The sequence below is a fragment of the Pseudomonas sp. LD120 genome, from assembly GCF_009861525.1.
GTDB lineage: Bacteria > Pseudomonadota > Gammaproteobacteria > Pseudomonadales > Pseudomonadaceae > Aquipseudomonas.
The window spans coordinates 1,823,282-1,845,788 of sequence record NZ_WVHL01000005.1 but is presented as its reverse complement, the minus strand read 5'-3'; the positions used below and the strand labels follow the sequence as shown (position 1 = coordinate 1,845,788).

Annotated in this window: 18 protein-coding genes; 8 read left to right on the top strand and 10 right to left on the bottom strand. The window is 61.2% G+C overall.

The features are described 5' to 3' along the window. Positions 1 to 43: 43 nt before the first annotated feature. Positions 44 to 1,765 carry a bifunctional isocitrate dehydrogenase kinase/phosphatase gene (gene aceK, locus PLD_RS22785; RefSeq protein ID WP_159896761.1) on the bottom strand — a complete coding sequence of 574 codons (1,722 nt, stop codon included), beginning with the start codon at positions 1,763 to 1,765 and terminating at the stop codon, positions 44 to 46. A gap of 414 nt (positions 1,766 to 2,179) precedes the next feature. Between aceK and PLD_RS22780 the strand changes: the two genes are divergently transcribed. Together PLD_RS22780 and PLD_RS22775 are read left to right on the top strand one after the other, a co-directional pair. Continuing rightward, positions 2,180 to 3,805, top strand: coding sequence for a methyl-accepting chemotaxis protein (locus PLD_RS22780; protein ID WP_159896759.1), 1,626 nt, complete (start codon positions 2,180 to 2,182; stop codon positions 3,803 to 3,805). A 71-nt stretch (positions 3,806 to 3,876) separates the two neighbouring features. Beyond that, complete coding sequence (locus PLD_RS22775; protein WP_159896757.1) at positions 3,877 to 4,773, top strand: DMT family transporter; 897 nt, start codon at positions 3,877 to 3,879, stop codon at positions 4,771 to 4,773. A gap of 151 nt (positions 4,774 to 4,924) precedes the next feature. Here the strand turns inward: PLD_RS22775 and PLD_RS22770 are convergent, their stop codons facing one another. The 5 genes from PLD_RS22770 to PLD_RS22750 form a co-directional block, all read right to left on the bottom strand. After that, a complete protein-coding gene (locus tag PLD_RS22770) occupies positions 4,925 to 6,505 on the bottom strand; it encodes an aldehyde dehydrogenase (NADP(+)) (protein ID WP_159896755.1) in 1,581 nt (526 codons plus the stop codon). Between the two features lie 41 nt (positions 6,506 to 6,546). After that, the gene (gene araD1, locus PLD_RS22765) at positions 6,547 to 7,542 is read right to left on the bottom strand and encodes an AraD1 family protein (protein ID WP_159896753.1); all 996 of its coding nucleotides are present in this window, start codon (positions 7,540 to 7,542) and stop codon (positions 6,547 to 6,549) included. Positions 7,543 to 7,594: 52 nt separating this feature from the next. Then, entirely contained in the window at positions 7,595 to 8,770 is a 1,176-nt protein-coding gene (locus tag PLD_RS22760) for an L-rhamnonate dehydratase (RefSeq protein ID WP_159896751.1), read from the bottom strand. A 30-nt stretch (positions 8,771 to 8,800) separates the two neighbouring features. Continuing rightward, positions 8,801 to 10,126 carry an MFS transporter gene (locus PLD_RS22755; RefSeq protein WP_159896749.1) on the bottom strand — a complete coding sequence of 442 codons (1,326 nt, stop codon included), beginning with the start codon at positions 10,124 to 10,126 and terminating at the stop codon, positions 8,801 to 8,803. Between the two features lie 325 nt (positions 10,127 to 10,451). Next, the gene (locus PLD_RS22750; RefSeq protein WP_159896747.1) at positions 10,452 to 11,456 is read right to left on the bottom strand and encodes a 4-hydroxythreonine-4-phosphate dehydrogenase PdxA; all 1,005 of its coding nucleotides are present in this window, start codon (positions 11,454 to 11,456) and stop codon (positions 10,452 to 10,454) included. A gap of 386 nt (positions 11,457 to 11,842) precedes the next feature. Here PLD_RS22750 and PLD_RS22745 point away from each other — a divergent pair, with 386 nt between their 5' ends. From PLD_RS22745 to PLD_RS22730, 4 genes are all read left to right on the top strand, one after another. Further along, a complete protein-coding gene (locus PLD_RS22745) occupies positions 11,843 to 12,847 on the top strand; it encodes a tripartite tricarboxylate transporter substrate binding protein (protein WP_159896745.1) in 1,005 nt (334 codons plus the stop codon). Between the two features lie 76 nt (positions 12,848 to 12,923). Beyond that, complete coding sequence (locus PLD_RS22740) at positions 12,924 to 13,457, top strand: tripartite tricarboxylate transporter TctB family protein (protein ID WP_159896743.1); 534 nt, start codon at positions 12,924 to 12,926, stop codon at positions 13,455 to 13,457. Next, positions 13,454 to 14,983, top strand: coding sequence for a tripartite tricarboxylate transporter permease (locus PLD_RS22735; protein WP_159896741.1), 1,530 nt, complete (start codon positions 13,454 to 13,456; stop codon positions 14,981 to 14,983). Before PLD_RS22740 ends, PLD_RS22735 begins: the two co-directional genes overlap by 4 nt. Positions 14,984 to 15,064: 81 nt before the next feature. Next, positions 15,065 to 16,009, top strand: coding sequence for a LysR family transcriptional regulator (locus tag PLD_RS22730; protein ID WP_159896739.1), 945 nt, complete (start codon positions 15,065 to 15,067; stop codon positions 16,007 to 16,009). Positions 16,010 to 16,024: 15 nt separating this feature from the next. Here PLD_RS22730 and PLD_RS22725 read toward each other — a convergent pair whose 3' ends face one another. From PLD_RS22725 to cysK, 4 genes are all read right to left on the bottom strand, one after another. Further along, positions 16,025 to 16,402 carry a type 1 fimbrial protein gene (locus PLD_RS22725; protein WP_159896737.1) on the bottom strand — a complete coding sequence of 126 codons (378 nt, stop codon included), beginning with the start codon at positions 16,400 to 16,402 and terminating at the stop codon, positions 16,025 to 16,027. Positions 16,403 to 16,713: 311 nt separating this feature from the next. Beyond that, the gene (locus PLD_RS22720) at positions 16,714 to 17,577 is read right to left on the bottom strand and encodes a DMT family transporter (RefSeq protein ID WP_159896735.1); all 864 of its coding nucleotides are present in this window, start codon (positions 17,575 to 17,577) and stop codon (positions 16,714 to 16,716) included. 349 nt (positions 17,578 to 17,926) lie between these two features. Further along, positions 17,927 to 18,865 carry an aspartyl/asparaginyl beta-hydroxylase domain-containing protein gene (locus PLD_RS22715; RefSeq protein ID WP_159896733.1) on the bottom strand — a complete coding sequence of 313 codons (939 nt, stop codon included), beginning with the start codon at positions 18,863 to 18,865 and terminating at the stop codon, positions 17,927 to 17,929. A gap of 219 nt (positions 18,866 to 19,084) precedes the next feature. Beyond that, positions 19,085 to 20,059: a cysteine synthase A gene (gene cysK, locus PLD_RS22710; protein ID WP_159896731.1), complete on the bottom strand. Its 975-nt coding sequence runs from the start codon at positions 20,057 to 20,059 to the stop codon at positions 19,085 to 19,087. Between the two features lie 259 nt (positions 20,060 to 20,318). On the opposite strand from cysK, the gene PLD_RS22705 reads away from it, so the two are divergent. Beyond that, a complete protein-coding gene (locus PLD_RS22705) occupies positions 20,319 to 21,164 on the top strand; it encodes a MoxR family ATPase (RefSeq protein WP_159896729.1) in 846 nt (281 codons plus the stop codon). A gap of 164 nt (positions 21,165 to 21,328) precedes the next feature. Beyond that, complete coding sequence (locus PLD_RS22700; protein ID WP_159896727.1) at positions 21,329 to 22,507, top strand: VWA domain-containing protein; 1,179 nt, start codon at positions 21,329 to 21,331, stop codon at positions 22,505 to 22,507.

The window sequence follows — 22,507 nt, the reverse complement described above, 5'->3', positions numbered from 1 at the left end:
GGCCCGTGAGGACGCCTTCGCCGGCACGCCGGCTCCTGCACTTTTATTCGTCTTCCAGGCCTTTGCGCCGGTAAGGGAAGACATCGATGATTTTGCCGGCGCGAATCGCCTCTTGCAGGCCCTTCCAGTAGTCGGCGTTGTACAGTTCGCCGTGCAACTGGTCGAACAGCTTGCGCTGGCCGGCATCGGCGAACAGGAACGGCGGGAACTCCTCGGGGAACACATCCTGAGGCCCGATGGAGTACCAGGGTTCGGACGCCATTTCATCTTCCGGGGTGCGCGGCGCCGGAATGTGGCGGAAGTTGGCTTCGGTGAGAAAGCAGATCTCGTCGTAGTCGTAGAACACCACTCGACCGTGGCGGGTGACGCCGAAGTTTTTCAGCAGCATGTCACCGGGGAAGATGTTGGCCGCCGCCAACTGCTTGATCGCCAGGCCGTAATCCTCCAGGGCCTCGCGCACCTGATCCGGATTGGCGTGCTCCAGGTAAAGATTGAGCGGGGTCATGCGACGCTCGGTCCAGCAGTGGCGAATCAGCACGGTGTCGCCATCCACTGCCACGGTGGACGGCGCCACTTCCAGCAGTTCTTCAAGGCACGCCGGGTCGAACTTGCTCAGGGGAAAGCGGAAATCGGCGAACTCCTGGGTGTCGGCCATGCGCCCGACCCGATCGACGCTTTTCACCAGCCGGTACTTCTCGATCACCGTGGCCCTGTCGACGTTCTTCGACGGCGAGAAACGGTCCTTGATGATCTTGAACACGGTGTTGAAGCCCGGCAAGGTGAACACGCTCATGACCATGCCGCGCACCCCCGGGGCCATGATGAAACGGTCGTCGGTACTGGCCAGGTGGTTGATCAGGGCGCGGTAGAACTCCGACTTGCCGTGCTTGTAGAAGCCGATGGAGGTGTACAGCTCGGCAATGTGCTTGCCCGGCAGGATGCGCTTGAGAAAGCCGATGAATTCCGCCGGCACCGGCACATCCACCATGAAGTACGAGCGAGTGAAGGAGAAGATGATCGAGACATCGGCCTCGTCGGTAATCAGGGCGTCGATCTGGATGCCCCGGCCTTCGCGGTGCAGCAGCGGGATCACCAGCGGCCACTGCTCTTCATGGGTGAAGATGCGCCCCACCAGGTAGGCGCCCTTGTTGCGATACAGCACCGAAGAGAACAGCTCCAGGGTCAGTTCCGGGTCCTTGCACACCCAGTCCGGCAGGTTCTCCCGGAGCTGCGCCTCAAGGCGCCGCAAGTCGCCCGGCAGGTCGGCGTAACCCGCGCTGAAACGGTAGTCGGCAAACACTTGTTCAAGCATCGCCGACAGGTTGCCCTGGGGCTTGTAAGTGCGGGTCTGCGCGGCCCGGGCCCGGCGCAGGCTGGGCCGGGTGGTGTGGATGAACATGCAGCCATCGCTGATCAGGTCATGACTGAACAACCCACAGAAGATCGAGTTGTACCAAGTCTCGGACAGTTCATCGTCAAAACGCAGGTCGATCAGACTGATGTAGGCGCTCTTCACCAGAGGCCAATGACTGACGTCCATCAGCGCCCCGTCATTGAAGGTCTGATGCAGCCGGGCCACGGTTTCGCCGACCTTGTCCTCATACAGATTGATCCGCGCCGCCGAAGCGGCCTGTGCCTCCTGCCACTGCGCCTGCTCGAAGCGTTGCCGGGCACCATCGGTGATCTGGCGAAAGTGCTCGCGATAGTCGTCGAAGCCATCAAGGATCATTCGAGCGATATCGGCGGCGGGCCATGACTGCGGCATAAGAAGACCTCTGCGGGAATTTTGCGGTGCCTGAGCTTAGCCAGTGAAACCGCCTGAGGAGAAGCGCATTTTTGCTCCCGGCCACTGGCGATCCGCAATCGTTACGGGCCGCCAGTCATTTTTTTTAACCGACCGCTCGGTCAATAAAAACCCTCGACAGTCACCCTTGGGCGAACTTAATCGATTCACCTGTAGGCCGCCAGCAGCACGGCGTGAGCCCCACCAGACCGTTGCGCCTGAGCCCCCCCCGCACCTTTTTTATCCATCGACACGCCATCGGTTTTAAGAAGAAGGCTCTATTCAAGGCCTTTCGGAGTAGTGGCACTTTGACATATAAGGCGCTCTCCCTCTTCTATAAAAACAAACCTATCCAGCGAGGGCTTCAGACTTTTTACCGCCGTCAAGGAGCACATGATGTCCATCAGAAACATTCGAATCGGTTTGCGAGCCAGCTTGAGTTTTGCACTGTTGGCCTGCCTGCTGGTGATAGTCGGGCTGTTCTGCCTGAGCCAGATGGCAAGCCTGCGCGAGAGTGCAAAAGTCATCGAAGCGTCGTGGATGCCCACCATTGAGAGCATCCACGACAGCGCCGCCAATATCGCCACCATCCGCATGGAAGCTTTACGCCTGCTAGCCGACGACCGACCTGCGAGTCAAGAAAAAAGCAAACGCATCATCAGCGAACAACGCCAGGAACTGGCGCAACGCCTGGAGCAACACAAGACCCTGCTCAGTGATGCACAGGAAGCGGCCATGCTTGCGCAACTCAAAAGTGCGGTCGCGCGGTATGAAACGATTCTCGAGCAGATCATCAAGCAGATTGAAGCCGGCATGACCGAGCAGGCCGATGCCAGTCTCAATGAGCAACTGGCGCCCCAGGGCAAGGTACTGGACCAGGCCTTGGAGGACCTCATTACGTTCAACCAGAACGGCGCCGACAACGCCGCGAACGAGGCCGCCGCGCTCTACGATCGCTCGCTGTGGATCGTCGGTTCGATCATTGCCCTCGCCCTGATCAGCACCCTGGCACTGGCCTGGATGCTCACCCGCAGCATCACCGCGCCGTTAGCCCAGGCCCTGGCGGTGGCGCGAACCATCGCAGCTGGCGACCTGACCCAGAACATCAACAGCCACGGCAAGGACGAACCGGCGCAACTGCTGAGCGCGCTGAGCGAAATGCAGGGCAACCTGCGCTCGACCATTCGTGGTATCGCCGATTCTTCCCGGCAACTGGCCTCGGCCGCCGAGGAAATGAGTTCCGTGATGGAACAAAGCACCCGGGGCTTGCAACTGCAGAACGATGAAATCGAGCAGGCTGCCACCGCGGTGACGCAAATGAGCGCGGCGGTGGACGAAGTGGCCAGCAACGCGGTGTCCAGCGCCGAAGCCTCCGAAGCCTCGGACCAGGACAGCCAGCATGGTCATCAACAAGTCAGCGAAACCATCGAGTCGATCCAGAACCTGGTCAACGAAGTGCTCGGCGCCTCGCAGCACGCCCAAGGGCTGGCCACCCAGGCCCAGGACATCAGCAAAGTCCTGGAGGTGATCCGCGGGATCGCCGGGCAGACCAACCTGCTGGCATTGAACGCCGCCATCGAAGCCGCCCGGGCCGGTGAAGCCGGACGCGGGTTTGCCGTGGTCGCCGACGAGGTGCGCTCGCTGGCCCAGCGTACCCAGGATTCCACGGCAGAGATCGAGCACATGATCAGCAGCATTCAGCACGGCACCGACTCCACCGTCAGCGCCCTGCAAAGCAGTGCCGATCAGGCCGGGCACACCCTGCAACGGGCCAGTAACGCCGGCACCGCCCTGGAGAAAATCACCGGCGCGATTTCCCTGATCAGCCAACGCAACCTGGTAATCGCCAGTGCCGCCGAGCAACAGGCTCTGGTGGCACGGGACGTAGACCGCAGCCTGGTGAACATTCGCGACCTGTCGACCCAGACCGCCGCAGGCGCAACCCAGACCTCGGCCGCCAGCCAGGAACTGTCACGACTGGCGATTGATCTCAATGGCCTGATCACGCGCTTTGTCCTGTAAATCACGCAATAAGGTTTGCCAGGTCGTCCACCTCTGGGCAACATTCCCGCCCTTCGAGAAAGGAATTTGCCGTGAGACTTGTCGACCTCCTGCGTCTGTTGTCCCTGGCGGCCATCTGGGGCGCGAGTTTTTTGTTCATGCGCATCATCGCCCCGGTACTGGGCACGGTGCCCACGGCTTTTTTTCGGGTGTCGATCGCCGCCGCCGGCTTGCTGGTGATGCTGCTGGTAATGCGGGTGAGCTGGGACTTTCGCGGCAAGCTCAAGACCGTGCTACTGCTTGGGATGATCAACTCCGGAGTGCCGGCCACGATGTACTCGGTGGCGGCCCAGGTGCTGCCCGCCGGGTATTCGGCGATCTTCAACGCCACCACGCCGTTGATGGGGGTGTTGATCGGCGGACTGTTTTTTCATGAACGCTTGTCCCTGAGCAAGATCGCCGGGGTCTGCCTGGGCTTGTTCGGGGTCGGCATCCTGACCCGTGCAGGCCCCGTGGCGTTCGACCAGGACCTGCTGCTGGGTGCCCTGTCTTGCCTGATGGCCACCACCTGCTACGGCTTTGCCGGGTTCCTCGCCCGGCGCTGGCTGGATCAGGCGGGCGGACTGGACAGCCGCCTTTCGGCCCTGGGCAGCATGCTCGGCGCCACCCTGCTGCTATTGCCGCTGTTCGCCTATGACGCCCTCAGCCAACCGCCGGCCAGTTGGGGCGGTTGGAGCGTGTGGCTGTCGCTGCTGGGCTTGGGCCTGGGCTGCACGGCCTTTGCCTATGTGCTGTATTTCCGCTTGCTCAGCGCCATCGGCCCGGTGCGTTCGATGACCGTGACCTTCATGATTCCACCGTTCGGTGTGTTGTGGGGCGCCTTGCTGCTGGATGAGCCGCTGTCCATGGCGCACCTGTATGGCGGCGCGCTGATCGGCGGCGCCTTGTGGCTGGTGCTGCGCCCGACGGTCAAGGCCAACGATCGCTGACCCCGTGGCTCTCGTGGCCACAGCTACGAGTCCAAGCCAAATCGGGGTCGTGTAGCCGCTGCTGGTTGCGAATGGGTTCGCCAGCAGACCTCCAAGCAAGGCCTGCAGGCCTTTTCGCAGCCTCGCCACAGCTTGCCAGCGGCTACCGGATTCAAAGCACGGCACGACTCGGTTCACCGTCCACCAGGCGCACAATCCCCAACGGATTGGCATCGCGCAGGGCTTCTGGCAGCAGCGCGTCCGGGTAGTTCTGGAAACACACCGGCCGCAGGAAGCGCTCGATGGCCAGAGTTCCCACCGAGGTGCCCCGGGCATCGGAAGTCGCGGGATAGGGCCCGCCATGCACCATGGCATCGCAAACTTCGACCCCGGTCGGGTAACCGTTGAGCAACAGGCGGCCAACCTTTTCCTGTAAGGCCAGCGTCAACCAGCGATGCTCCAGCAGCTCCTGTTGCTCACCGATCAGGGTCGCGGTCAACTGACCGCGCAAGCCCTGCAGCGCTGCCGCCAGTTCGGCTTGATCCGCTACTTCGATGACGATGCTGGCCGGACCGAAAACTTCTTCCTGGAGCAACTCATCTCCTTCCAGCAGTAGGCGGACATCGGCCTGGAACAACTGGGGTTGGGCCTGACCTGCCAGCTGCGGCTGACCGGTCAGATGTCGCACGCCAGGATGCCGGTGCAGAGCATCCAAACCCTGGCAATAGCTGGCCAGGGTGCCGTGATTGAGCATGGTCTGCGGCCCCTGCCTGCTCATCTGTGCACCAAGTTGCTGAACAAAAGCGCTGAACTGCGGCGAACGCAGGCCGATGATCAAGCCTGGATTGGTGCAGAATTGACCCGCGCCCAAGGTCACCGACCCCGCCAATTCGGCGGCGATTTGCTCGCCCCGGGTAGCGAGTGCCCCAGGCAGCAGGATCACCGGGTTGATGCTCGACATCTCAGCGAACACCGGGATCGGTTGCGCCCGGCTCGCGGCCATCTGGCACAGGGCATTGCCACCCTTGAGCGAACCGGTAAAGCCCACCGCACGGATCGCCGGATGCCTGACCAGCCACTCCCCCACTCCGCCGCCATAGATCATGTTGAACACCCCGGCCGGCATGTCGCTACGCTGCGCCGCGCTGATGATGGCCTGCGCCACCCACTCGGCGGTCGCCATGTGCCCGCTATGAGCCTTGAACACCACCGGGCAGCCGGCGGCCAGGGCCGCTGCGGTATCGCCGCCAGCGGTGGAGAACGCCAGGGGAAAATTGCTGGCGCCAAACACCGCCACCGGGCCCACGCCGATGCGGTACTGGCGCAGATCAGGACGCGGCAGAGGCTGGCGCTGGGGCAAGGCACGGTCGATACGCGCCCCCAGGAAATCACCTCGACGCAGGACCTTGGCAAACAGCCGCAACTGGCCGCTGGTGCGACTGCGTTCACCCTGGATCCGTGCCGTGGGCAAGGCGGTTTCCCGACACACGGTGGCGATGAAATCATCACCCAGTGCGTCCAGTTCATCAGCGATGGCATCGAGAAACTGGGCACGCCGCTCGGCGCCCAGTTCGCGAAACAGCGGATAAGCCGACGCCGCTGCCTGGGCCGCGGCGTGTACTTCGGCCTCGGTGGCCTGGAAGAAATGTCCAGGCAGGGCCTGGCCCGTGCTGGCATCCAGGCTCTGCAGTTGCACGCTGCCCTGGGCGCTGCGAGCACCGCCGATGTAGTTGTGTCCTGACAAACGATTCATGGGGTTTTCCTTGACCGGCGCCGGGGCCGGTGGCTGAAGGTTCAAAGGGGGCGAACCTGACCGATGGCCAAGGGCTGGGCACTCTCGCCGATGCCGTTTTCCAGTGGCGCGCCGAAGGTTTCAAGGCTGATCTGGAAACGATCGCCGGGACGGGGCCGCACGCCGTCGGCAAAGGACAGCGTGGCGGTACCAAAGTAGTGCACGTGAACGTCACCGGGGCGCAGGAACTGGGTGTACTTGAAGTGGTGATATTCGAGGTTGGCGAGGCTGTGGCACATGTTGCCTTCACCCGTGAGAAACGCCTTCTCCCAGAGCACCTGACCGCCACGCACGATGCGGCTGCTGCCCTGCAGATGGCTAGGCAGCTCTCCGACCCGCAACTCTGGACCGTAAGCACAGTGACGCAGTTTGGAATGGGCCAGATACAAGTAGTTGCGCCGTTCCATCAGATGATCGGAAAACTCATTGCCCAAGGCGTAACCCACGCGGTAAGGCAGGCCATCATCGCCAATCACATAAAGGCCAGTGAGCTCCGGCTCCTCACCGGCATCCTCGGCAAAGACCGGCAACGGAAAGTCCGCGCCAGGGCGTACAACGATGCTGCCGTCGCCCTTGTAGAACCACTCCGGCTGGACACCCGCCTGCCCGGCTTCGGGCTTGCCGCCCGCCAACCCCCATTTGAAGATGCGCAGGGTGTCGGTCATGCCGGTATCTGCCCCAGCGTCCTGTTGGTGCATCTGGTCCCGGGTCGACGCACTGCCCAGATGGGTCAGTCCGGTACCACTGATCAGGCAATGAGCCGGGTCTTCATGGTCCAGCGGCGGCAGGACCCGGCCCAACTGCAACAACTGCCCGTAGTCCGGGCCCGGATCGCTGCCTCGCTGATGGGCTTCCTGTTGCAGGCTGCGCTGGTTGCGGATTGCCGCCAGGGCCAGTTCGCGAGTGCTGACGGTGTTGCGTAGCACCCGCAACTGTTGGTCTTCGATCACACCGACCTGACGCTGGCCGGCGCTGTTTTCAAACTGAATCAGGCGCATGTTCGTTCTCCCACAGCTCGCCACGGCGCCGCCCATAAGCGGCGCCCCAGGCTTATTCGATGATGTTGAATTCACTCAGATGATCTTCGGAGATTTCCAGGCCCAGGCCCGGCGTGCGGTCGTCGAGTTGGATATAGCCCTTGACCGGCTGCGGCTCGCCCTTGAACACGTAGTAAAAGAGTTCGTTGCCCACCTCGACGTCGAACACCGGAAAAAACTCAGCCATCGGCGAGGCTGTGGTGGACAGGGTCAAATGGTAGTTGTGCAGCTGCCCGGCATGAGGGATCACCGGCACCGACCAGGCTTCGGCCATGGCGTTGATCTTACGTGCGGCAGTGATGCCGCCGACGCGGTTGGTGTCGTACTGGATCACGTCCACCGCACGGCGCTCCAGCAAGTCCTTGAAACCGTAAGAGGTGAACTCGTGCTCACCGCCGGAGATCGGCATGATGCCCATCTTTTTCAGCTCGACGTAGCCTTCAAGGTCGTCGGCGATCACCGGCTCCTCCAGCCAACGCGGCTCGAACTCTGCCAATCTGGGCAACATGCGCCGGGCGTACTCTAGGGTCCACCCCATGTAGCACTCGAGCATGATGTCCACGTCGGGGCCGGTCAGCTCACGCAGGGCGCGCACCTGCTCGATATTACGGCGCATGCCCGCCGGTCCGTCCTTGGGGCCGTAGCCGAAGCGCATCTTCAGCGCGGTGAATCCTTGGCTGAGATAGCCCTGGGCCTCTTCGAGGAACAGCTCGAGGTTGTCATTGGCGTAGAGCTTGGAAGCGTAGGTCCAGATCTGGTCCTTGGTGCGTCCGCCCAGCAGCTTGAACACCGGCTTGTTCACCGCCTTGCCCATAATGTCCCAAAGGGCGATGTCGATCGCCGAAATCGCCGCCATGCCGATGCCCTTGCGCCCCCAGGCGTGGCTCTGGCGGTACATCTTCTGCCAGATGTATTCGTTGTCGAAGGGGTCCTCGCCGATGGCGATCGGCGCCAGGTAAGTGTCGATGATTTCCTTGGCCACCCGTGGCGCCAGGGCACAATTGCCAATACCCAGCAGACCGTTGTCGGTTTCCACTTCCACCACCAGCCAGCCGTGGAAGCGGAACGAGCCCATGGCATCGCCTCGCTCGAAAAGGATGTCCGAGGCATTGGTGCAGAAGTGCGCCTGGGGCGGCACCACGCTGCCTTTCCATTCGAAGACGCGGGTACGGATCGCTTTGATTTTCATATGGGGATTCCTTGCAGGCGTGGGGAGTGATCAATCGAGCTGAGCCGATGTGAGCTGTTGGGGAGCGCTCGGGGTCTGCCGGGTACTGAGCCGTGCGAGCAGGATGGCGCCGAGGATGCCCAACAGGGCCAGGGCGAGCATGCCGGCGCGGGTATCGGCAAATTGAGCTTCCATCAGAGTCTTGAGATTCGGTGCAACAAAACCGCCGAGGTTGCCAATCGAGTTGATCAGGGCGATGCCACCGGCCGCCGCCGCACCGCTGAGGTAGCCAGTGGGCAGGGTCCAGAACAAAGGCTGTACGGCTACGAAACCGGCAGCGGCAAGACAGAACGCCAGGATCACCGGGAGTATGCTGCCGCCCAACGCCGAGGCGGCAATGCCCAAGGCCGCCAGGGTCAGCATCACCACCGCCAACCGCTGGTGCTGGCCGCTACGGTCGGCGTAGCGGGTCACCAGACGCGTCACCAGCAAGGCACAGACCCATGGGATCGCGGTGATCAGGCCGACGCTCAGCCCAATGTGGCCATCGAGCAGTCCAGAGATCCGTGTCGGCAGGTAGAACACCACGCCGTAGACACTCATCTGGATAGTGAAATAGGCCAGGCAGAACTGCAGCACCCGACCGTTGCGCAAGGCACTGAGGAAGCCGTGGGGGCTACCGTGCTGCTTCTGCGCATCCTCTTCGGCCAGGGCGATGTGCAGCGCCTGCTGCTGATCGCGGCTCAACCAACGGGCATCGCCGGGCCGGTCCACCAGATAGAAGTAGGCCGCGATGCCCACCAGCGATGCCATCAGTCCCTCGACCACAAACAGCCATTGCCAGTTGGTCAGGCCAAACACCCCGTGGAACTCCAGCAACCAGCCCGACAACGGACCGCCCAGTACCAGCGCCAGGGGCAAGCCGAAGTAGAACAACCCCAGGGCCTGACCACGGCTCTGGGCCGGAAACCAGTAGGTGAGGTAGAGGATGATTCCCGGGAAGAAACCGGCCTCGGCCACTCCCAGCAGAAAGCGCAGCACGTAGAAGGTCTGGGCGTTGTGGGCAAACATCATCGCCGCCGAAACCAGGCCCCAGGTGACCATGATCCGGCACAGCCAGACCCGCGCGCCAAGCCGGTGCAGCATGTAGTTGCTGGGCACTTCAAAGAACGCGTAGCCAATGAAGAAGATGCTGGCGCCAAAGGCGAAGGCCGCATCCCCAAGACCAGTGTCGGCTTGCAACGCCGCCTTGGCGAAGCCGACGTTGGAGCGGTCGATAAAGGCCAGGATGTACATCAGGATCAGGAAGGGCAGCAGACGCAGCCGGCTTTTGGAGATGGCGCGAGCGAGCGCCAGCGCGGAATCTGGACAGGTCATGTGGTTGTTCCTTGAGTGCCGGTCATGCCTTGCACAAGGGACAAGGCGGGCTTCTTGTCATTGTTCGATCGCTTGAGGGCATGGCGAACCGCCGCTCAACAGATGAAGCGACTGTAGCCAGCACCCGTCCCGGCGGCTAATCACTTATGGGCATCCACCGATAACCGCAGGTGATCGAAAAACGTGATTTGTTGCCACATAGGGTTATCAGCCATGCAGCAGGGGCTGGCGGACTGGCCGCTAAAAGCGATCTCAAAAAAGCCGAACACAGAAGGGCATTCCCACGCCTGCGCATGGGAATGCGGGGAGGAAGGCAACCCTGTGCTCAGCGACGACGGGCACCCATGCGACAGGCAATTTCAAAGGCCTGACGGATAGCACCGACATTGGCCTTGCCCTGCCCGGCAATGTCGAAGGCGGTGCCGTGAGCCGGGGTGGTGATCGGAATCGGCAAACCGCCCTGGACCGTGACCCCACGGGAAAAGCCCATGAGCTTGATCGCGATCTGCCCCTGGTCGTGGTACATGGTCACCACCGCGTCAAAGGCACTGGCGTCTCCCTGGACCTTGAGAAAGATGGTGTCGCCTGGATAAGGCCCGTCGGCGGCGATGCCCAGGGCCTGGGCGGTCTTCACCGCCGGGCCGATGATGTCCAGTTCCTCGCGGCCGAAGGAGCCATTGTCGCCATTGTGTGGATTGAGCCCACAGACGCCGATCCGCGGTCGCTCAAGTCCATTGCGCTTGAGGGCCTGATCAATCAGTTGAATGGCTTCCAACACCCGCTCCTGGCTGAGCATGCCTGGCACTGCGGACAAGGCCACGTGGGAGGTCACCCGCGAGGTCCAGAGGTTGTCCAGAACGTTGAACTCACAGAACGGCCCATGGAAACCCAACCGTTCAGCGAACCAATGCAACTCGTCGCTGTGGGCCATCCCGGCCATGTGCAGCGAGGTCTTGTTCAAGGGGCCAAACAGCACGGCATCGGTCACGCCGCTCTGGGTCAGGCATAAGGCCGCCTCCAGTGTATCGAGGCAGTAACGCCCGCCCACGAAGCTAGGCTCGCTGCGCGCAAAAGGCCCTTGCGCCGCCCCACGAAAGTCATGCAGCAACGGCCTGTCATCGCTGAACGTCAGGGGTTCTAGGGCATTCACGCAGCGATAGGGAAACGCCATGCCGGCGATGTCCATGCCGCGACGCATCTCGCCCTCGTCGGCTATCAGAACCACATGGGCCTGGGCTCGCACCTGGGGCTGGCTCAGCAGTCGGGCGATGAGTTCCGGACCGATGCCCGCCGGGTCACCCAGGACCATGGCGATCGTGCTTTTGCTCATGTTTCATTCCTCACAGATAAAGGCGCGTTGCGCTCCACCACGCTTGACTGGGACGCTGTCGCCTGGGGGCACTATCGAGTGCCTTGGCGATAACCGTCTAATCAAAACTTGAGATACCCCGATAGCTGGAGGATATGCCTACAAGGGTTTCAGAGAACTCCGAAACACCACCGCGGTTTTCACCCAGCGCCTCAATAAGGCTCTATTCCGATGGTTTCAGCGCTTCACTCAGGCCCCGGACACGCCAATCTATAACTCCAGGCTATCGGTATATGTATTGTTTTGAGTAGACGTTGCGCCGCCAGCTTCCCACACTCGGTACCAGGCTTAAGGCCCCCGGCCACGGACAAGCCATCCATAACAACTACAAGAACCAGAGGCTCTCCATGCGCTCAACTTTCGTTCGTCGCACCTCATCCCTATTGCTCGCAGCCAGCCTGTTTTGCGCCCTGCCCGTACAGGCCAATACCTGGCAACCGGAAAAAAACCTCGAAATGGTCATCGCCGGCGGCCCCGGTGGCGGCACCGACCAACTCGGCCGGCTGATCCAGTCGATCCTCACTACCCACAAGCTGCTGGACGTCAATACCGTGGTCCTGAACAAGGGCGGCGGCAACGGCGCCGAGGCCTTCCTCGATCTGAAGATGAACAAGGGCAATCCCCACAAACTGGTGATCGGCACCAACAACATCTACTTGCTGCCGCTGGTGGCCAAGCTCGGCTACCAATGGCAGGAACTGACGCCGGTGGCGGCCCTGGCCGAAGACGATTTCATTCTCTGGACCTACCAGGACGCGCCCTGGAAAGACGCCAGGGGCTTCTATGAAGCGGTCAAGGCCAACCCGAATCTGCGCATGGGCGGCAGCCAGTCCAAGGACGTCGACCAGACCCTGACCCTGCTACTCAACCGCACCACCGGCAGCATGCTGACCTACATCCCGTTCAAGAGCGGCAGTGAAGCCGCCACCCAGTTGGCGGGCAAGCACATCGCCGGCAACCTCAACAACCCGGCAGAAAGCATCAGCCAATGGCGCGGCAATCAGGTCCGACCACTGTGCGTCTTCAGCCGCGCCCCCATGCAATACACGGAAAAAGTAGCTGGCGAGCGCTCCTGGGCCGACATCCCGACCTGCCAATCCCAGGGCCTTGGAGTGGATCAGTACCGCTTCCCGCGCACTGTATTCATGCCCGGCGAGGTGACAGCCGAGCAGCGGGCGTTCTACGTCGAGCTGATGCACCAGGTCACTCAGACCCCAGAGTTCAAGGCCTACGTCAGCCAAAACGCGCTGGTGCCGACCTTCCTTGAGGGCGACGCACTGACCGCCTACATCGAGCAGGACACCACCCGCGTCACCCCAGTATTCAAGGACGCCGGTTGGCTGCGTCACTGATTCCCGGCGCTCGGCCCGGCGTCGCAAGCATGGCGACGCCGGTGCCAGCGCGCGCCGTTCTTCAGAGGAACCCCCCATGTCCCATTCCGCAGATTCATCGACATTGCTGAGCACCCGTTGGGTCGAGCTCGGCCTAGCCTTGTTCACCGCCCTGACCGGCGCCCTGGTGATGCTCGGCAGCCTCGAACAAGGTATCGGCTGGGGTGACGCCGGCCCCGAGCCGGGTTATTTCCCTTTCTATATTGGCCTGCTGCTTAGCATTGCCAGCGCCGCCAATATGCTGCTCACCGGGCTGCGCTGGCGGGCCTTGAACCTGGCCTTCGTCAGCCGTACGGCATTTCTCCAGGTGCTCTCGGTATTCATTCCCATCGCCCTGTTCGTCGCGGCCATGTCCTTTATCGGCATCTACCTGGCCTCGGCGCTGTTCATCGCCTGGTTCATGTGGCGTGACCCGCTGCGGGCCAGGCCGTATGGCAAATGGATGATCGGCAGTGTGTCCCTCGGCGCAGTACTGGCCAGCTACGTGATCTTCGCCCTGTGGTTCAAAGTGCCGCTGGACGCCGGCCCCCTGGGTGACTGGCTAGCACTGGCCGGGGGCAGCCTGAAATGAGCGAGTTCGATTCCCTGCTGCAAGGCATGAACCTGATCCTCACCCCCGGGCATATTGGCTTAATGGTGGTGGGCGTGCTATTGGGCATCCTGGTGGGCGTGTTACCGGGCCTCGGCGCGCCCAACGGTGTAGCGCTGCTGCTGCCTCTGACCTTCAGCATGAGCCCGGTGTCGGCAATCATCCTGCTTTCGTGCATGTACTGGGGGGCGTTGTTCGGTGGGTCGATCACCTCGATTCTGTTCAACATTCCCGGCGAACCGTCATCGGTGGCCACCACCTTCGACGGCTACCCCATGGCCCGCGAGGGACGCGCCGCCGAGGCCCTGACTGCCGCCTTCAGCTCGGCGCTGATCGGAGCCCTGTGCGGGGTGCTGCTGCTGACCTTCCTGTCCACCCGGATCGCCGAATTCGCCATGTCGTTCAGCTCGCCAGAGTTCTTCGCGGTTTACCTGCTAGCGTTTTGTACGTTTATCGGCATGAGCAAGAACCCACCGCTGAAAACCCTGGTGGCGATGATGCTCGGCTTTGCCATGGCCGCGGTAGGCATGGACACGGTGTCGGGCAATCTACGCTTAACCTTCGACCAACCAATACTGATGACCGGCATCAGCTTCGAAGTGGCGGTGATCGGCTTGTTCGGCATCGGTGAAATCCTCTGCACCGTGGAAGAAGGCCTGGTGTTCCGTGGCGAGCATGCGCGGATCACGCCCATGGTCATTCTGCGCACCTGGGCACGTTTGCCGCGTTACTGGCTGACCCTGATGCGTAGCACCCTAGTGGGCTGCTGGATGGGCATCACCCCCGGTGGTCCCACTGCTGCCTCGTTCATGAGTTACAGCCTGGCGCGGCGCTTCTCGAAGAACCGCGATAACTTCGGCAAGGGCGAGATCGAAGGGGTGATCGCCCCGGAAACCGCCGATCACGCCGCCGGTACCAGTGCCCTGCTGCCGATGCTGACGCTGGGTATTCCCGGCTCCGCCACCGCTGCGGTAATGCTCGGCGGCCTGATGATCTGGGGCTTGCACCCAGGGCCGACGCTGTTTGTCGAGCAGCATGATTTTGTCTGGGGGCTGATCGCCAGCATGTACCTGGGCAACGTGGTCAGCCTGATCGTGGTCCTGGCCACCGTGCCGCTGTTCGCCTCGATCCTGCGGATTCCATTCTCGATCATCGCGCCGATCATCATCATGGTCTGCGCGATTGGCGCCTACTCGGTGCACAACGCCTTTTTCGATGTGGTGCTGATGCTGGGCTTCGGCGCCCTGGGCTATCTGTTCAAGAAGCTCGGTTACCCCATCGCGCCGTTGGTGCTGGCGGCGGTGCTGGGGGACAAGGCCGAGGACGCATTCCGCCAGTCGATGTTGTTCTCCGATGGCCAACTGGCGATCTTCTGGTCCAACCCGTTGGTTGGCAGTCTGACCAGCGCAGCCCTGGTGATGCTGTTCTGGCCACTGCTGTCCACCGTCTTGCAGAAACTGCTGAAGGGCCGCGCCAAAAAGCTGAGTGAACACCCTTCGCGCCACTGACCCTCCGCCCCTTGATATAGCCCCTGGCAACGCCTGACATTTATTGTCAGGCTTGCGGCTATTTTGATTACGAGCCGGCCCATGTCCAAGATTCCTGATGGCAATGTGATCCACAGTCGCCTGCGCCTGCGCCAACTGCGGCTGATGCTGGCCTTACAAGAGTTTGGCTCGCTGCGCCGCGCCGCCGACAACATCGGCATGACCCAGCCGGCTGCTACCAAAATGCTCCATGAAGCTGAAGACCTGCTGGGGGTTGAACTGTTCGAGCGCCTGCCTCGGGGCATGCGTCCCACGCCCTTTGGCGAGACGGTGATCTACTATGCCCAAATGGTGTTCGCTGAACTGAGCGGCATGCGCGAAGAGTTGGTGGCACTGGAATCGGGCAACCTGGGGCGGGTCGCGGTAGGCGCAATTCCGGCGTTGGCCTCGGGGCTGCTGACGCGGACCATCGCCACCCTCAAGCAAAGCCATCCACGGTTATCCATGAGCATTCAGGTCGACACCAGCGACGTGTTGGTACAGGCGCTGCTGCAAGATCAACTGGACATCGTGCTAGGGCGGATTCCCGCCGGCGCGCGGGCCGAAGAATTGCTCTTCGACAGCCTCGGCGAAGAGGCCTTGTGCGTCATAGCCGGTGCGCAGAATCCACTGGCTCAGGCCACTGGCTTGAGCTGGGCCCAACTGCAAAATGAAACCTGGGTCCTGCAACAACATCCCAGCCCGATGCGTTCGATCATCAATCAGGTGTTCCACAACGCCCGGGTCGACATCCCCAGTAGCATCGTCGAAACCACCTCGATCATGACCCTGCTGTCACTGGTGCAGCAGACCGACATGATCGGCGTCACACCGGTCTCGGTGGTGGAGGACTACCCTGGACGCGATCTATTGGCGGTACTGCCGATCCAGTTCGAAGCGCGTTTACCGCCCTTCGGCCTGATCACTCGGCGCTCCCGGGTTCAGTCGTCGGCGATGCAGGCGTTCATAAGCTCAGTGCGCAAACAGCATGAATTGACCGACGGCTAAACGCAGGCGATGGGGCTATGGAATATTCAGAGTAATCAGGTAGGTGCCAGAGATGACGGCCTTACCGGCATAGTCGACAAATGCATACTGCTGGTCGTAGTAGCGGCCCTTGGTACCGCTGTCACTGAGCAGCTTGACCTTGACAGAGGAACGACCCAGGCCGCTGACACCGACCACTGGATCAACGCGTTGCACATCGATCGCTACGCCACGGGAGCCTTGAGGGCATTGGCGCAAACTCAACCTGGAACTGGCGGCGCTGGAAGTGCAGTTGGATTCAACAATGCTGCCGGTAAATCGAATGACTCCTTGTGCCACGGGAGTAGCGGCAAAACAGCTACTCGATAGTCCTAGAAACAAGCCGAAAGCGGTTGAAGCGAGGGCGATGTTCATACTGACTCTCCTGTCTATAGGAACTGTGTCGTCAGTCTAGGCACCGGCTTAAAGCTTTAAGGATCGCCTGATGGACTATTTTGGAATACAAACAAAAAGGCTCATTCAGTTAGCGCTCAAAAGCACCTTAATGGAGTCGGTCGCATCGCTCCCCCTCAACTCAAGGGCTTGAAAAAATCCTTTTTTGCAGAAGCTAGACACCTCCCTGACGATGATATCATATAGCCACTATCCTTACTTATAGTCGATCATTCACAATGTGAATACACCCTGTAAACGACCGGGCATTGCACCCGGCCGTGGCGCTTGTTTCAGGTATTTTTCCGGAAAACAAAGGCCAATCCGACGATGATCAGGCCCATTCCCAGCAAGCTCAGCGGCGCCAGACGGTTGCCAAAAAAGACGTAGTCCATCAGCGCGGTGACCGCCGGTACCAGATAGAACAGACTGGTGACATTCACCAGGTTGCCTTGAGCGATCAGGCGATACAGCAACAGCGTGGCCAGTACCGACACCACCAACCCCATCCACAGCAGCGGAATCACAAAACCGGCGCTGTACTCGAAGCCAAACGGCTGGAACGGCACAAACAGCGCGCACAGCAGCAACCCTGCCAAGTACTGCACCGGCAACGTGCCCAAGGGATTGTCGGTGATGCGTTTCTGCATGATCGAGCCGGCGGTCATGCTGACCAGGGCCAGCAGGCCGCAGAGCATGCCGGAGATGGACATCCCCGCCAAACCGATGCCCTGGTACACCACCATGATCAGCCCGGCGAGCCCCAGGCCGAGGCCAAACAATCGGCTCAAGGAGCGCTGGCGCTCCATCAGCACCACCGTCAGGATCGGCTGCACCCCCATGATGGTGGCCATCACGCCAGGCGTGACCTTCAGGTCCAAGGCCAGGATGTAGAAGATCTGGTAGGCCCCCAGCAGCACCAGGCCCGTGGCCACGGCAAAGCCCATGGCCCGACGCCCCCGGGGCAGCCTGAGTTTGAGCAAGGGAGCCAGCAACACCAGGCCCACCAGTGCGACGACAAAACGCAACAACAAAAAGGCAAAGGGTGAGGCATGGGCCAGCCCCCATTTGGAGAAAATCGCGCCACTGCTCCAAAGCAGGACGAACAGACTCGTGGAAGCCGCCGCCAGTGCGGACTTTTTAGAAATGAGCAACATGAAAACCACCTGTCATCAGGCAAAAAAACAATTCAGCCAAAGCTGAAATTCAGTCGTTTCTTTCGGGCGGGCGCAGGGAACAGCAGGGGTTGCTGATCAGCCCGAGCAGCCAACGCCCGGCGGTGATACGACCGCGCACACCGGCGTGCTACTGACAGGAGGGGGGTAATGACCGATCTGCACAGACTGCTGATTCCCGCACGGCACAACGCCAGCGTTGACCGCTGAAACCACTGCCGCGTTGGTAAGGGAAAAGGCCATGTGCTGATCTTTTATGAAGGAAAAAACCATGAGTCGGCTGACTCACCGGGCGCCGAATATAACCAGCGCCCACTATTGATTGCAAGATTTATCCGAACAACCACTTCCACAGAACGACCAGCACCAGCACCGCCAGGACTGGACGCAAAATGCGATAGAGCTTGGGGTTGCGGCGCTTCCACTGCTTGACCACACCGCTGAAGCTGTCGCTGAAGCGCTTGCTCCAGGCGTAGGCCTGGTTGATCCCGCCGACGCGTTCGTCATCAAGGTTCTGCGGCGCAGTGGCGCGGCCCAGTTGGGCGCTGACCCAGCGGTTGATGCGGGTCATCAGCGGGTTGCTCAGCGGACGTTCGATGTCGCAGAACAGAATCACCCGGGTGGTTTCGGTTTCGTTCTTCACCCAGTGCACATAGGTTTCGTCGAACATCACGTCTTCACCGTCGCGCCAGGCGTACTCCTGGCCATCGACAAAGATTCGGCAGGCATCGGAGTTGGGCGTCGACAGGCCCAGGTGATAACGCAGGGAACCGGCAAAGGGGTCGCGGTGCGGGTTCAAGTGGCTACCGCCGGGCAACAGGGCAAACATCGCGCCCTTGACGTTGGGAATGGCGCTGACCAGTTCAACGGTCTTCGGGCACAGGGCAGCGGCCGAAGGCAGCGGCTTGTCGTACCACTTGAGGTAGAAACGCTTCCAGCCCTTCTTGAAGAACGAACCGAAACCGGCGTCGTTGTTCTTCTCGGCGGCGCGGATGTAGCCCTCATCGAACAGATGCATGGCTTCTTCGCGGATCACCTCCCAGTTGTCGCGCAACACATCCAGCTCGGGGAACTTGCTGCGATCCAGGTAAGGCTTGGAAGGCACCCCGGAAAACAGATACATCAGTGCGTTGTAAGGCGCGAACAGCGCCGAATGGTTGACGAACTGGCGCAGTACCGGCAGACGCGCCTTGCCGCGCAGGTGCACGTAAAGGATGCTGCCGACAAACAACGACAACACCGCGAACTTGGCGGCAAAGGAAAAGCTCATGCAACAACTCCTTGGAAATAGACACCTGTACGGGCCGTGCTCACCCGACCTGGCAGCCGGCAATGATAAACACTCCTGGGCCCTGGAAAAACCCGCACACCCCAACATTCAGTGTTAACGGCTGTGCAACAAAGGCGCTTAAGTAACATACGGCGCAAAACCGCCGACTGATGCAGGTCAGGCATTCGCCGCTGCCTGCCGGCCAATGCCCTGCTTCCGTTACGGCTGGTTTTCCTGCTCGGTGAACAGATCGCTGAACAGCATGCTCGACAGGTAGCGCTCGCCGGAGTCCGGCAGAATCACCACGATGGTCTTGCCCTGCATTTCCGGGGTTTGCGCCAGACGCACCGCCACCGCCATTGCCGCGCCGCAGGAAATCCCGCAGAGAATCCCCTCTTCCTGCATCAACCGCAGGGCCATGGCCTTGGATTCCTCGTCGGTCACCAGCTCGACCCGATCAACCATTTCCAGATCCAGGTTCTTGGGCACAAAGCCGGCGCCGATGCCCTGGATTTTATGAGGACTGGGCTTGATCTCTTCGCCGGCCAGTTGCTGGCTGATTACCGGCGACGACGCAGGCTCCACCGCCACCGAGAGGATCGGCTTACCCTTTGTCTTTTTGATATAGCGCGACACGCCACTGATGGTGCCGCCAGTGCCAACGCCCGCCACCAGCACATCCACGGCGCCGTCGGTGTCGCGCCAGATTTCCGGACCGGTGGTTTTTTCGTGGATCGCCGGGTTGGCCGGGTTATCGAACTGCTGCGGCATGAAGTACTTGGACGGATCGCTGGCGAGAATTTCCGCGGCCTTTTCAATCGCCCCCTTCATGCCCTTGGCCGGCTCGGTCAGCACCAGATCGGCTCCCAGGGCCTTGAGCACCTTGCGCCGCTCGATGCTCATGGAGGCCGGCATGGCCAGCATCAGTTTGTAGCCACGAGCGGCGGCGACGAAGGCCAGGCCGATCCCGGTGTTACCCGAGGTGGGCTCGACAATGGTCATGCCCGGCTTGAGCTTGCCGCTGCTTTCGGCGTCCCAGATCATGTTGGCGCCGATCCGGCACTTAACCGAGTAGCCCGGGTTGCGTCCTTCGATCTTGGCCAGGATGGTCACCCCTCGCGGGGCGATGCGGTTGATCTGCACCAAGGGCGTGTTACCGATGGAATGGGCGTTGTCAGCAAAAATTCGGCTCATGGCTGGGTCCTTATGCAGCAGTGAAGAAGTGCCCAAGGGTATGCCTGGCGCCCTTGAGCGTCCAGTCACGCGCAATGTCCCAGCGACAGGCCGTAACGCCCCGCCGCGAGCTGACCAAGTTACCCCGCGACGCTCCATTCAGAGACTGAATAGGCCATCTACGTTCACAGTTGACCAGGCGCCGCGTTATAGTCGCGCATCGCATCTATTCAACCGACCTGCCCAGCGCAGCTCGCCGTCACCGTTCGAGGAATTGCAGATGAAGTTCGAAGGCACCCACGCCTACGTCGCCACCGATGACCTGAAGCTGGCAGTCAACGCCGCCATCACTCTGGAGCGTCCGCTGCTGGTCAAGGGCGAACCCGGTACCGGCAAGACCATGCTCGCCGAGCAACTGGCCGAATCCTTTGGCGCCAAACTGATCACCTGGCACATCAAGTCCACCACCAAGGCCCACCAGGGTCTGTACGAGTATGACGCGGTCAGCCGTCTGCGCGACTCGCAACTGGGCGTGGACAAGGTCCATGACATTCGCAACTACCTGAAGAAGGGCAAGCTCTGGGAAGCCTTCGAATCCGAGGAGCGGGTGATCCTGCTGATCGACGAGATCGACAAAGCCGACATCGAGTTCCCCAACGACCTGCTGCAAGAGCTCGACAAGATGGAGTTCTACGTCTACGAGATCGACGAGACCATCAAGGCCAAGCAACGGCCGATCATCATCATTACCTCCAACAACGAGAAGGAACTGCCGGACGCCTTCCTGCGCCGCTGCTTCTTCCACTACATCGCCTTCCCTGACCGCAGCACCCTGCAGAAGATCGTCGACGTGCACTACCCCGACATCAAGAAGGACCTGGTCAGCGAAGCCCTGGACGTGTTCTTCGACGTGCGCAAGGTACCGGGCCTGAAGAAGAAGCCCTCGACCTCGGAACTGGTGGACTGGCTCAAGCTGTTGATGGCCGACAACATCGGCGAGGCGGTGCTGCGCGAACGTGATCCGACCAAGGCCATTCCGCCGCTGGCTGGTGCCCTGGTGAAGAACGAACAGGATGTGCAGTTGCTGGAACGCCTGGCATTCATGAGCCGTCGCGGCAATCGCTAGGCTCTGCCCAAAAGCGACCTGCGCGTCGATCATGCTGCGTTAAAAACAGGTTCGGAAAGCTCATTTAGCAGGCTAGGCTCCGCGTCCTCTCCTGCTTTTGCCTTGCCTGATCGCCGCTCGGCGAGCATCTGAACAGACCCAAAGATTATTAGAGAGCGATAGCCATGCTGCTCAACCTGTTCAATGAAATGCGCGCGGCCAAGGTGCCGGTGTCGGTGCGCGAGCTGCTGGACCTGATCAACGCGCTCAAGCAGCGCGTGACCTTCGCCGACATGGACGAGTTCTACTACCTGGCTCGGGCGATCCTGGTGAAGGACGAACGGCATTTCGACAAGTTCGACCGGGCCTTCGGCGCCTACTTCAACGGCCTGGAAAAACTCGACGACCACCTGCAGGCGCTGATCCCCGAGGATTGGCTGCGCAAGGAATTCGAGCGCTCGCTGAGCGATGAAGAACGGGCGCAGATCCAGTCCCTGGGCGGCCTGGACAAGCTCATCGAAGAGTTCAAGAAGCGCCTGGAAGAACAGAAGGAACGCCACGCCGGCGGCAACAAGTGGATCGGCACCGGTGGCACCAGCCCCTTCGGGTCCGGCGGTTTCAACCCGGAAGGCATCCGCGTCGGCGACGCTGGCAAGCGCCAGGGCAAGGCGGTGAAAGTCTGGGACCAGCGCGAGTACAAGAACCTCGACGACTCGGTGGAACTGGGCACCCGCAACATCAAGGTGGCCCTGCGCCGCCTGCGCAAGTTCGCCCGCCAGGGCGCAGCGGACGAGCTGGACATCGATGGCACCATCGACCACACCGCCCGCGACGCCGGGCTGCTGAACATCCAGATGCGCCCGGAACGACGCAACAGCATCAAGCTGCTGTTGCTGTTCGACATCGGCGGCTCCATGGATGCCCACGTGAAGATCTGCGAGGAGCTGTTCTCGGCCTGCAAGACCGAGTTCAAGCACCTGGAGTATTACTACTTCCACAACTTCATCTACGAATCGGTGTGGAAGAACAACCTGCGCCGCGGCTCGGAGCGCACCTCGACCCAGGACCTGCTGCACAAGTACGGCGCCGACTACAAAGTGATCTTCGTCGGTGACGCCGCCATGGCCCCGTATGAAATCACCCAGGCCGGCGGCAGCGTCGAACACTGGAACGAAGAAGCCGGTTATGTGTGGATGCAGCGCTTCATGGAGAAGTACAAGAAGCTCATCTGGATCAACCCCTACCCGAAGGACACCTGGGGCTACACCGCTTCGACCAACATCGTTCGCGAGTTGATCGAAGACCAGATGTACCCGCTGACCCTGCGCGGCCTGGAAGAAGGCATGCGCTTCCTGTCCAAGTAA